The sequence below is a fragment of the Dyadobacter sp. NIV53 genome (assembly GCF_019711195.1).
Taxonomy (GTDB): domain Bacteria; phylum Bacteroidota; class Bacteroidia; order Cytophagales; family Spirosomataceae; genus Dyadobacter.
Genome location: NZ_CP081299.1, coordinates 1,750,852 through 1,763,032 on the forward strand (window position 1 = coordinate 1,750,852; position 12,181 = coordinate 1,763,032).

The 12,181-nt window shown below is 38.4% G+C and carries 11 protein-coding genes, 1 tRNA gene and 1 pseudogene; 3 read left to right on the top strand and 10 right to left on the bottom strand.

The window, feature by feature from the left end:
- Positions 1–32 precede the first annotated feature (32 nt).
- From KZC02_RS07065 to KZC02_RS07090, 6 genes are all read right to left on the bottom strand, one after another.
- Positions 33–1,277, bottom strand: coding sequence for an ABC transporter permease (locus KZC02_RS07065; RefSeq protein ID WP_221393453.1), 1,245 nt, complete (start codon positions 1,275–1,277; stop codon positions 33–35).
- A gap of 14 nt (positions 1,278–1,291) precedes the next feature.
- Positions 1,292–1,675, bottom strand: a complete 384-nt coding sequence (locus KZC02_RS07070) for a four helix bundle protein (RefSeq protein WP_229254049.1) — start codon at positions 1,673–1,675, stop codon at positions 1,292–1,294.
- Between the two features lie 125 nt (positions 1,676–1,800).
- Positions 1,801–2,463 (bottom strand): ABC transporter ATP-binding protein, encoded by a 663-nt coding sequence (locus KZC02_RS07075; protein ID WP_221393454.1) that lies wholly within the window; start codon positions 2,461–2,463, stop codon positions 1,801–1,803.
- 72 nt (positions 2,464–2,535) lie between these two features.
- Positions 2,536–3,978 carry a TolC family protein gene (locus KZC02_RS07080; RefSeq protein WP_221393455.1) on the bottom strand — a complete coding sequence of 481 codons (1,443 nt, stop codon included), beginning with the start codon at positions 3,976–3,978 and terminating at the stop codon, positions 2,536–2,538.
- 7 nt (positions 3,979–3,985) lie between these two features.
- Positions 3,986–5,233, bottom strand: coding sequence for an efflux RND transporter periplasmic adaptor subunit (locus KZC02_RS07085; protein ID WP_221393456.1), 1,248 nt, complete (start codon positions 5,231–5,233; stop codon positions 3,986–3,988).
- Between the two features lie 235 nt (positions 5,234–5,468).
- Entirely contained in the window at positions 5,469–6,734 is a 1,266-nt protein-coding gene (locus KZC02_RS07090; protein WP_221393457.1) for an asparagine synthetase B, read from the bottom strand.
- Positions 6,735–6,931: 197 nt separating this feature from the next.
- Between KZC02_RS07090 and KZC02_RS07095 the strand changes: the two genes are divergently transcribed.
- Both KZC02_RS07095 and KZC02_RS07100 read left to right on the top strand, forming a co-directional pair.
- Positions 6,932–8,176, top strand: a complete 1,245-nt coding sequence (locus KZC02_RS07095) for an ABC transporter permease (protein ID WP_221393458.1) — start codon at positions 6,932–6,934, stop codon at positions 8,174–8,176.
- A gap of 115 nt (positions 8,177–8,291) precedes the next feature.
- Positions 8,292–8,375, top strand: a tRNA-Leu gene (locus tag KZC02_RS07100).
- Positions 8,376–8,724: 349 nt separating this feature from the next.
- Here the strand turns inward: KZC02_RS07100 and KZC02_RS07105 are convergent.
- The 4 genes and pseudogenes from KZC02_RS07105 to KZC02_RS07125 form a co-directional block, all read right to left on the bottom strand.
- Complete coding sequence (locus KZC02_RS07105) at positions 8,725–8,937, bottom strand: SEL1-like repeat protein (RefSeq protein ID WP_221393459.1); 213 nt, start codon at positions 8,935–8,937, stop codon at positions 8,725–8,727.
- Positions 8,938–8,940: 3 nt separating this feature from the next.
- Positions 8,941–9,285: pseudogene (locus KZC02_RS33245) on the bottom strand (tetratricopeptide repeat protein); the annotation flags it as partial.
- Positions 9,267–9,968, bottom strand: coding sequence for a toll/interleukin-1 receptor domain-containing protein (locus KZC02_RS07120; protein WP_221393460.1), 702 nt, complete (start codon positions 9,966–9,968; stop codon positions 9,267–9,269). The pseudogene KZC02_RS33245 and the gene KZC02_RS07120, both read right to left, overlap by 19 nt.
- Before the next feature lie 278 nt (positions 9,969–10,246).
- On the bottom strand, positions 10,247–11,401 hold the full coding sequence (locus KZC02_RS07125) for a DUF4236 domain-containing protein (protein WP_221393461.1): 1,155 nt from the start codon (positions 11,399–11,401) through the stop codon (positions 10,247–10,249).
- A 295-nt stretch (positions 11,402–11,696) separates the two neighbouring features.
- Between KZC02_RS07125 and KZC02_RS07130 the strand changes: the two genes are divergently transcribed.
- A complete protein-coding gene (locus KZC02_RS07130) occupies positions 11,697–11,843 on the top strand; it encodes a hypothetical protein (protein ID WP_221393462.1) in 147 nt (48 codons plus the stop codon).
- The last annotated feature ends 338 nt before the right edge of the window (positions 11,844–12,181 follow it).

Here is a 12,181-nt window from a genome sequence, read left to right on the forward strand (position 1 = left end):
AAGAGGGATCCCTTTGCCCTAACAACTGTGCCCTACGCTTTCAAAGCGTCTACTATTTTTAATTTCGACATCCTGAAAGCAGGTAAAACACCCGATACAAGCCCGAAGACAAGACAAACCAGAATGCTTATCAGGAATACTGAAAAATTTATAGTAAGATCCGCATAAGCAATCCAACCACTGGAATTGATCATATTGATGATCAGAAATGACAAAGCCAAAGCGAATGCACCGCCAATAAATGTGATAAAAATGTTTTCGATTATAAACTGCCAGAGCAATGCTTTTGAAGGAGCACCAAATGCTTTTCTGACACCAATTTCAGAAGCACGTTCAAGAATCCGGCTTACATTTACATTTACCAGATTGATGGCAGGAAGCCCCATAAACATCGCGAGAACCAGTGCAGCAATCGTATAAGCAAAAATTTTCTGGCTGTTATCCCGGGCGAACGTATTCAGAAAATGGTCAAAATATTTTTCTGCTTTGACAATTAATACGGTGAAATTTTGTCCGTCCTGAATATCCGTTTTTGAAATGGTTGCTATTTTACTGTCAAATTCTGATTGGATTGCCGGAATATCAGATTCATTTTTAGCCAAAACAATAGCAACGTATCTTCCCCTCATTCCCTTATTTTCATAATTACTTTTTGGGGCAGTATAAGGGAAATAAATATCACTGTAAGTATAAACGCGCGTTGCAGGACTACCTTTTACAACACCGATGACCAGATAATTGATATTTTCAATTTCGATGTACTTACCTATAACCGTCCCGGCATCTTTCTCAAAATACTGGTCACGCAATGCATCCGTAATAACAGCCACATGATCTCCTTTTTTTACATTTTGATCATTATATGGCTTTCCTTCAAGAAACTCAAAATCAGTTACCTGCCAAAAATCAGAATCTGTGTATTTCGTATTGAGTTTAATCCTTTTCCCATTTACATAAGTATTGGAAAAACTGAAATTCGAAAGGATAGAAACCTTTTCAGGAGTTTTAAGCGATTTCGCATACTTTGTCAGGAAACCAAAAGTCGCCGGACCGGTAGACATAGAAGTACGTGAGGAGTCAGTTTGCATAACAGTAGCAATATACAATGAACGGTTTCGCTTCCCTTCGGGATAATGTGTACCAAACAGATGATCCAGAAAAGAAGTCAAAACCATTAAAACGGTCAGCGTGAGACTGATTCCGAACAAGGTAATGAATGTATAAAATGGATGGCGCAGTAATACCTTCCATGCGATTTTGATGTAGTTTATGAACATTTGGCGAATGGGGATTAGGGCATGGGTGGTTTTGGGTTCAGGACTTTCCGAAAGCTTGTAATCTTTCGGCTTATCTCATCCAGTTTATTAAAAATGGTTACTCTCATATCTTCTGTTATGTGATTACGTCGTTGTAAAATGATAATGATATTTGCGCATTCGTAAACGGATCTTCTGGCATAATTCAGAAATTGATCGAATTCCCTGTTGGATGTCGAACCTGATCCTTCTGCAATGTTGTTCGAAATACTAAGCCCAGCCCCACGAAGTTGCTCTGCAAAACGAAACAATTTTCTTGCTTCCAAGGAATCCGCAACATCAAATAAGGCATCTCCGATTTCTACACTTAACTTCCAGATTTCTAAATCTTCAAAACGAAACTTACGGGTTATGGGCATGGGGGTTTGAGTTAAGGGTAAGGGGGTAAGGGGCGAGAATTCCTGACATTTAGACTCACAAACCACGATGTAGTCTCAACAGTTTTCCTCCATCGACTCCCCTGCCCTTTTCCCCCTGCCCCTACCTAGAGCACCTGCGTTCCGTCGAATAGTCTAATCAGCCTGTGCGTTCTTTTGGCCATCGCGTCATCGTGCGTTACCATTACGATTGTTGTTCCGCCTTCATTTAATTTTTGAAGAATAGTCAGGATTTCGTTTCCCATGGCGCTGTCCAGATTTCCTGTCGGTTCATCAGCAAGAATAATTTCCGGCTTTCCTACAATCGCCCTTGCAATGGCTACACGCTGTTTTTGCCCACCAGACAATTGTTTGGGAAAATGCTTCATTCTGTTACTTAAACCGACTTTTTCAAGCGCTTCTTCTGCCAGTTCACGCCGCTGTTTGGCTGAACTTGTTCTGTAAAGCAAAGGGATTTCCACGTTGTCGATTACAGAAAGGTCATTGATCAGGTGAAAACTCTGGAAGATAAATCCCAGTTTCTGGTTCCGAAGATGGGCCAGATCCTTATCGCTGTATTTAATCACACGGCTTCCATCAATATCAATGGTTCCCTTTGATGGTTCATCAAGCAGTCCCATGATGTTTAGCAGGGTACTCTTCCCGCATCCGGAAGGACCCATAATGGATACAAATTCTCCCTTTTTTACATCCAGGTTGATGTTATTCAGGGCTAAGGTTTCTATCGAACTGGTGCGATAGACTTTTTCGACGTTCTGGAGTTTTATCATGGCTTTGTTCGCTTGGGTTTTGGGCATGGGGCGAGGGGAAATATGGCGAGGCCCTTTTCCCCATGCCCTCTGCTATTTAATTTTCTCGTTTTTTTCGAAATCGTATAACGTTAGCAATCTCAGACTGTAATAGGATTGCCAGTAATCTCTTAATGCAATGATATAATCTCTTTTTGCACGGTCTTTTTCCTGCATGGCAATTCCTAAATCCGTTACACTTAAATCACTTAAAATGAATCTGTCCTGTGCAATCTGGTATCGGTTGGCTGCAATGCCGTCAGTTATCTTGGTCAATTTTGCTTGTTTTTGCAGCATTTGTAAAAGCGTCACCTGCGTGAAAATCTGTTGCTCAAATGTAAGCTTGTCCTGTTCTACCGATTGTTGCGCAAATTCCTGATTAGCTCTGGCAATTTCGGTTGTAGCTTTATTACGTCCCCAGGTCATTATCGGTAAGGTAAATTGTAATTCTACAAATTCACGGTCCTGCGGTTTTACATATACATCACCCGGCCGTGCTCCTTGGTTGGACAAACCAAACGTTGCCTGTAAATTTGCATTCAGGCCATTATTCTTTCTGGCGCGTTGTAAGTCTCTTTCCGCTTCAAACAACCTGCGACGAAAACCGATGGCATCCGAACGGTTGGCAAATGCCTCTTCCAAAGCAAGTTGTGTATTTACCTCAAATTCTTTTGCTTCAATCGGTATTTCCAGTTCCAGCATTTTTTCATCTCGCGAACTGAGATACATTTTCAATTGTAAAGATGCCACCGCCGTTGCCTGTTGTGCCGAAGCCAGATCCTTTTGTGCAGTAAGCAAGCCCATTTGTAATTGTAAGAGATCATTTTGGGATATTTTACCCAATGCCAGTTTATGCTGTGCAATTTTGTAAAGCGTATCGTTATTGCTCCGGTTTTTCTCTGCAATCTGTAAATTAACCTGCGCCACGAGTAATTCGAAATAATAACCTGTGGCATTGAGCGCAACTTCTTCCAGAGCAGAAATAAATTGCTGGTTTCCTTCCTGAAATTTCAAAGGCTGGATTTTCCGCGTCCATTTCATTTCGTTGAACCTGAAAAGTGGCTGATTAATCCCGATCTCGAAGGGAACACCATTATAACTTTTAGTATTCCCGGCAAAATCGTCAAACCGTTGTAATTCCTGCTGAACAAATATGCTGCCACCAGTAAGCGCAATATTCTGGTTTAATGACAAATTCAACAGTGAGTTATTATACGATACGTTCCTGAATGAAATAGTACCATCCGGCTGTACAACCTGTATATAGGATCTGGTAAAACCCGGAACTGTACCGTTCAGGCTCAATTGCGGTTTGAAATCTGCCACGAACGAACGGTAAGTCCAGTAATTGGTTTTTTTTTGCGTGGTAGCCTGCTTGGACGCAATAGATTGTTCACGTGCAAGCTGGACCACTTCCGCCAAAGTATATTGCTGAACCTGTGCAACTGAATAGGTTCCTAACAAAATCAGATACAGTAAAAAGTATATTTTTTTCATTGACCGATCAGTTTTTGATTGAAATTTCTTCCAGGTGTTCATACTGATTCATGTCCGTAAGGATTACTTTCTCACCTGATGAGAGCCCTTTTTTTATTTCTACAAAATCAAAATTGGAAAGGCCTGTCTCAACCTCACGCCGCCGTGCAATATTGCCCTGCATTACATATACAGATTGTTTTCGTTTACCCGTAAAAGCGGGCCCGTTGGCAACGCGAAGGGTTTTTGAACTGCGATTGGTCACAACATACACTTCCACTTTCATATTGGGACGAAGCGATTCATTCTGTGCATTTTCCAGCTGAATCACAAAACCGATCACACCATCTTTCACCGCAGGTTTTACTTGTGTAATTATTCCTCTTAATACAGATTCATTTACCTTAATAATCACCGAAAGCCCGGCTTTCACTTGCTCAGCATACACATCTGAACACGAACCTTCTACACGAAAACTGCCCAGATCAGCAACACGAGCAAGCATTTCACCTTCGTTCACAGAAGAGCCGATATTTTCATTTACCCAGGTCAACACCCCCTTGCGGTCGGCAACGATATCAGCCATTTTGAGTTTATGCTGTAATTCTTTCAGATTTTTGCCTTCAATCTGTGCTCCAAGTTCTGTTTCCCGAAGGCTCGCCCCCATCGATTGCCGGTTATAAGATAAATCATTTTCAAGCTGTTTTTTTTCAAGCTCAGCTATTTTCAATTCATTTTCAGCTCTTGTAATATCTTCTTTTGTTCCTCCACCTACTTTTTCAAGCCGTTTTGCATCTTCCAGATCTGCCCTGAGTTTATTAATGTTCAGCAGTTTTATTTTATCACTGATCTCCGCATCATACAGATTTTTATCCAGTTTCATACGAAGCTGGTCAATACTGTTCTTCTTCAATTCAAGCTGATCCTGGTACCTTTCAAATTCAATCTGAGTGAGCGATTTGTCCAGTTCCACAATTGCCTGGCCCGGTACAACCTTTGTCCCTGGTGAAAGAAGTACGCTCTTGATACTGGCACGAATGGGACTGGTAATAATTTGTTCGTAAGCTGGAATCACTTCGCCAGTCGCAGAAAGTGTATTCTCTACATCGCCTGTTTGAACTACTCCCGTTCTGATACGCGAAGATTCAATCGAACTGCTTAATGATCTCTTAAAAAAGTATACGCCTGTAATTAGCAGGATAATTATGATGGTGCCTATAACCCACTTTCGGTTCCTTTCGTTTTTGACTAATTCCGGTGCGACTTCACGATCCATTGCTTTTCTGAATTGAGGCTTATTTTAATTTCATGGCTGATTGCCCATATATACCCCAACATTATGCCAATAATTAAACCACTTAAAATCAAGGTATTAGAAAATTCGAAAATAAAAAAAGCCGTGCGATAACGCACGGCAGGTGTCAATAAGAACAATAGACAAATGATGCCACCAAGGCACGAGGGCACAAATTCATTTATTTTTGGTGTCTTTGTGACTTGGTGGCAAAACACTAAGTTTTTAATTTTTTCTTCTTTGCGGCTGGGAATAATACATTGTTCAGGATCAACCGGTATCCTGCTGAATTTGGATGCAGGTTGAGATCAGTAGGCTCCTCACCTACCCTGTGCTGATAATCTTCCGGATCGTGCCCGCCGTAAAATGTAAAGAAACCCTTTCCATGCGTACTATGTATATAGCGCGCTTCCTGGGCCGATTTATTTTCCGCCAGCACAACCACTTCGGGCTTTACCAGGCGATTTTTAAAAGCAGTTGTTTGACCTAAAAAACCTTTGATGATAGTCTGGTGATTTTGTGTCAGCATACTTGGAACAGGATCCCACTTGGCCGAAAACTGGAAAAGAGAAAAATAATCATTCGATTCCACAACACCTACCCTTTCATCAGGCTGATTGTCAATGTCAGAAAATTCTATTTCGTAAGGATATGAGATCGTTTTAAAATCTTTAAAGGCAAATGTATTTTCGTAATGCAGCTTGCTGTTAGCCGTAGGATCTGCGGGCGTTCCATCGTACATGCTTTCTACGATATCGAGTCCATCTGCTGCGAGTGCTATATCAAAAGTATCCGTTGCATTACACATGGCAAACATATAACCGCCTCCTGATACAAATTCAGCAATCCTTTTAGCCACTGCCAGTTTCATCTGCGGAACATTGGCAAACTGGAATTTCTCTGCAATTCCTTCTGCTTCGTGCTTTTGCTCACGATACCAGGGGTAATCTTTATATTGGAAAAACTTACCGAATTGACCTGTAAAATCTTCATGATGCAAATGCAGCCAGTCGTATTCAGGAAGTTTGCTGCTTAATACTTCGTCGTCATAAACCACGTCATATGGTATTTCTGCATAGGTCAGCACCAGGGTTACTGCATCATCCCAGGGTAATTTTGACTTTGGGGAATAAACTGCGATTTTGGGCGCTTTCTGCAATTTTACCGCATCCATATTTACATTCGGTGAACTTATTTCACTAAGAATCTGACCGGCTTGTCCTTCTGAAATGACCTCAAAACTCACACCACGTACTGTCATTTCTGTAGCAAAAGTCTGGTTGAAAGGCACCATAAAGCTACCTCCGCGATAGTTAAGGAGCCAGTCCATTTCCATTTCGAAATTTTTCAGTATCCAATATGAAATCCCATAAGCTTTTAAATGGTTTTTCTGGGATTCGTCCATCGGAATAAGCAGGCGGTTTGACCAGCCATTGAAAGACATCGCTAAAAAAATGATGAGCGGAATAAAGAGGCGTGTCATTGGTTTGATTCTTTCACGTATCATTTGCAGCTTTACGGAATATATTTTGATTCAACAATTACGGTGAAATGGCAATCCCATTCTATTCATTTTCAGGAAAATTTACCAGGAACTAACTGATAAAGCTGCGATTGAACAGAATGCTAATTGTTCTAACGTAATATTACAAAATATGGTGCATAAGCTATAATTATACTATGAATATCCGTGAAAATGTAGATGAAGGCCTTCGCTCCATCCAGTCCAACCTGCTGCGAACTGTTCTGACCGCCTTAATTATTGCGATCGGGATTACCTCTTTAGTCGGGATCCTGACTGCGATAGAAGGAATCCAGAATTCGGTCAACAGCAGTTTTGCGGATTTGGGTGCTAATACTTTTACCGTTGAAAACCGCAATGATGACGGATTTCGTAACGGAGGCCGCCGTGAAAAACAATATCCTGTCATCAATTACCAGGAAGCTGGTGATTTTTCCAATCGATTCCGCAACGAATTTGACGCAACTGTCTCAATGTCAGCTAATATTGGTGGAGCCATTCAGGTAAATTACCTTTCAAAGAAGACAAACCCCAATATTAATATTGTAGGCGCTGATGAACAATTTATTGGTATAAAAGGATACAAAGTTGATTTTGGACGAAACCTCAATAAAAATGACCTTGAAAACTCGCTGAATGTTGCCATGCTTGGCCAGGAAGTAGCCCGGAACCTATTTGGCAATCTTGATCCCATCAGTAAAGAAATTACGTTTATGGGCTCCCGATATAAAGTAATTGGTATTTTACAAAAGAAAGGGTCTTTGGGAGGCGGAACAGATGCTGACAGGATAATCATTATTCCGCTTGATAATGGACGCGGATTGGCAGCAAACCGCTCACTTACTTACAACATTACGGCATCGGCACCCAATATTACGGACGGTGAATTCATATTGGAAGAAGCAAGAGGCCTTATGCGGCGTATCCGCGGCGATGAACTGGGAAAAGAAGACTCATTTTTGATTGAACGTGCAGATGCAATGGCCAAAGATTTTGAAGAAATATCCGGTTATCTACGTATTGGTGGTTTTGGAATTGGCATTATTACACTACTGGGTGCATCCATTGCATTAATGAATATTATGCTGGTGTCCGTAACAGAAAGAACCAGGGAAATTGGCATACGAAAATCATTGGGAGCAACACCAGCTGTGATTCGGTTCCAGTTTTTGATTGAAGCCATAGTGGTATGCATCATTGGTGGAGTTGCCGGGCTTTTACTTGGAATTTTGATTGGCAATGTGATTTCAACCTCCATCAGTTCAAATAGTTCGTTTGTAGTTCCATGGTTATGGATGGCGATGGGAATAATTGTTTGCGTCGTCGTGGGAGTAATTTCCGGAATATATCCTGCAATTAAAGCATCCAAACTGGATCCAATAGAAGCATTGCGTTATGAGTAAAAATGTAAGTAACAGATAATCAGATAATCAGAAGTTTTTATCTCCTTTTTTGTTTAAAACCCTTGCTTAATATCTTTTTCTGCCTACTTTTGCACTCCCAACAAGAAAGATCAATGCCCGGATGGCGGAATTGGTAGACGCGTTGGTCTCAAACACCAATGAGGTTACACTCGTGCCGGTTCGACTCCGGCTCCGGGTACATTTAAAGAGCGTAAGTAATTGTATATCAATTACTTACGCTCTTTTATTTTATTTTGGTTACGCATTTGGTTACGCATTCCCTTAAATCTCTAATTGCTATTGTTATATTTGAGTGTTCATCAAAAAAAACGAGCATTTATCCTTTATTTGGTAAGTGCTTTTTTATTTCTGTGCAAACAAGGCGCAATACATACTTTGCCAGTTGCTCGTTTCAAATATTTTAACTTGTCATTTGTCGTAAAGAAAAGCATAGGACAATTACTTTAAGGTTGCCCATGAATGAACTTAAAACTTGTAATATAAACATATAGTAACCAACTTAGCTATTTGTGATATGAGTCCATAATTCAATTTTTAAGATGCTTATCAAATAAAAACTTTCGCGGCTTAATTCCTAAATTTAAAATTTCAAAGGGTTCATTCAATCTTACTGTTGCTATTGAATCTCCTGCCTTTGATGCCTTTCTGTACCATAATTTCGCTTTATCTTTATCAATTACTACTCCTTTTCCGTATTGATATACCTCTCCTACTTTTCTCATACTTATTGCATTTCCCATTTCCGCAGATTTCCTATACCAGATTAATGCTTGGTGCCAATCCTGTTGAAAAGAATTGTATCCTTCAGCGTAAAGATTTCCAATATTTTTACAACTAGAAGGCGTGTTGCTTTCTTCATACCACTTATAAGCAATTTTAAAATTTTTTTGAACACCTAAGCCATGCTGATATAACCAACCAAGGTGATGGCTAGCATCAGCTAGAAAATAAGAATTAGTTGGAGCACCTTTTGAGATTGCTTTTTCAAAGTTGACAGCAGCTAAATTATATCGATTATTGTTGTAGTCATCTATTCCTGATTCATAGGCGGTGATTCCACTTATCTCTTCTATTCCCCTTTTATCCAGCTAAGTGTAAATTTACCACCATACCAAAGGCCAATACAGACTGCAACAACGAACAAAAAAAACACAAATATACTCATGCCCTCCTGAAAAGATGTCATGTCCTTTTGTTTCGATATAATTGTTCGCTCCTTTTGCGCGGGTGCAATTTTAAATGTTTCGATTTTTTCCTTATTAACTATTCCTTCAATTTGATTTAAGTTAGGTTTTGATTGTTCCTCGATATTGGGAAGATTTGGTCTTATTGGATCAAGATTAGATAACTTGCTTATATTCACCTCTACAAACGGATTACCATCAGCTACTATATCTAATTTTAATGCTACCATTAGTTTTGACAAACCAAAAGTATAATTACTAAATAGATCTATATATTGTAATCTGCGAATGCGAAACGGAATAGTGCAATTCTTGATAAGAACAGGTATAATTATTTTCCGCTCGTCTAATGCAAAAGAAATCTCATCTTGTACATTGATAGATGAAACTGAATCTTCAGAAAGAATTATCAACAAACCTTCACAATTATTCAATGCTTTTTCAATCGCAGAATCCCATAATACACCTGGTTCGAGATCACTGTCCAGCCAGAGTGATGCCTTGGCATCCCGAAGTTCCTTAACTAACTTTTTGACAAATTCGCTATCTTTTCTCGAGTAGCTCACAAAAAACTTCGGTATTGCCATGAAATTAATTACTTATATCATTTAATTTATGGATCTTATTTTATTAGTATATCTGACGCAATAATTGATAATACAAACATATCCTATATATCTTTGTTCTCTTTTACTGCTTCTAAATTACAAAAGTTATTATCCTGCATTTTACCGAATAATAAGTTTAAGACTCTTTTTTCTGTTATCAACTGGGCTTAATCTATCATACCTTTAACAACAGGTTTAAAGAAAAGGCCTTGGAACATTCAATTCATTATAATGTTATTTTAAATACTAAAATATATTTAACTATTGCCTTCATTAATGGCCAATAATTCCTGATAATCTAAGAATGCATTGTAAAAAGCAACAGTTAACTGTTTATTGCTAAATTCGTATTCTTCGTTCATACCCGTTTTTGAGGATAAACTGAGGTTGGTGTATTCGACAATGGGAATTTGATAATTATTTTTAAATCTTAGATCTGGACTTCCGTTTTTATTTACCTTAAACCATGTATACTCTAAAATTCTTGCATCTTTTGGTACAGGATCTTGTTCCACAAATCGAGTAAATTGGGCTTTTATAATAAACTCTTCTATGCCAATTATCCCAATTTCGCCTGATTGTGAACACATCACAATGAAACTTGGATAAATATAAATATCTGCACCATTAGCATTTTGAATCCACATAACATCTAAATCTGATTTAATGTCAGGAATAGACTTAATATTTAAGTCTATTTCAGTCCTGCTAATAGAAGCAGAATGTAGAGAACGTGTAGTTACTCGGTCATTGTATTCTGAGTTAGTAATATCCCACATCTTGATTGAGGCTCTTAATGCCTTGAATGCCTCAATCAGTTGAACATATTTAGACTTCACCTCAGCATCGAAATCGGCATCAAGCATTACATAACTTGACTGCATTTGTTTTTTCGTCTCAGAAATTGCCTCTAATTTTGAGCTGATATTTATCTCAATGTTCTCCTTAAATTTTTTAAATGCAAATCCATATAGAAAGATCTTACTAAAAAGTAAATTTCTTTTGCTACTAGATAGCGACGATTGTATGTCTTTTAAATCTTTGGCTAATTCGGCTCGTTGAGTTCTTGCAAGAAGTATTGCTTCTTTTATTCCCTGCTTATCGGCAGTTGTGATTTCATGTATGTCTACACTGAAAATATTACCCTTGATGTCTGCCTCACTGAGATTCTCTTGATCAGGTAAGACATGCAAAGGTTTAGAAGGGAGATAATCATACTTAGGCTTTTGGTCAGGAATGAAAACTCGATTCGAAAATCCAGATCCAGGAATACTTGCATTGAATGAAGTTCCTCGCTTACTAAACGTTACACTTCCTCCACGGCCACCAATAGATGTACTTATACCGTTTTTACTAAAATTTAAATGTAAGCCAGGAATTATTTTTACTCTTTTTCGGAATGACCAAGACATATTAATAATTTAGAGGGTTAAGTATGAAAGATAATAGATTTGTAGCTGAAATTTTACAGAGCTATAAAATATATTTATTTGCTACGGAACTGGATAAAATTCACAGCTTCCTTTTCTTAGAACTCAAACTAGAATCTCATTTTGCTAATTAAATGATTGATCAAAAGTGGTTATAGGGGTCTTAATTGTCGTATAATTCACTTTTAAGAAAGAATTACGTGGTATAATATAATCTCGATCAGGTCCTTTAATTTAACTTATAGTATACGTTTTAAATCTGGCTGGCAAGTATAATATGCAGCATAAGGCTTTGGAATATATTGAAGCCGGAAAGAAGATTCACTATTACGGCGGAGCCTTTGTTTTGTATGATCCGGTTAAGGCCTTAGAGAAGTGGGAAGGCAGGTTGAATAAATTGGAAGGAATTAAATATATAACTTAAATAGATTTTTTATGAGCGATAATTTTGATGTAAAATACGAAATCCGGGAATGCCTTACTACAATTCTAATGTTACGTGAAAAGTTAAATTATATATGCCAAAACAATTTAGACCTAAAAATACCTGAGGTGCACGAAGAAATTGAAATGAACAAAAAGGTACTTGAAAAATTTAAACAAGACAATCCTAAGTTCTATTCATAAATCTGAAATCTGAATAGGATTTATAAAGGTAAGATATAAAAAAAGCGAATACCGAACGAGGGTATTCGCTTTTGATGGACAAAAAATATCGACCTACATTACCATTTTCTTCTTTTCCTTTTTATCCTTCTCCTG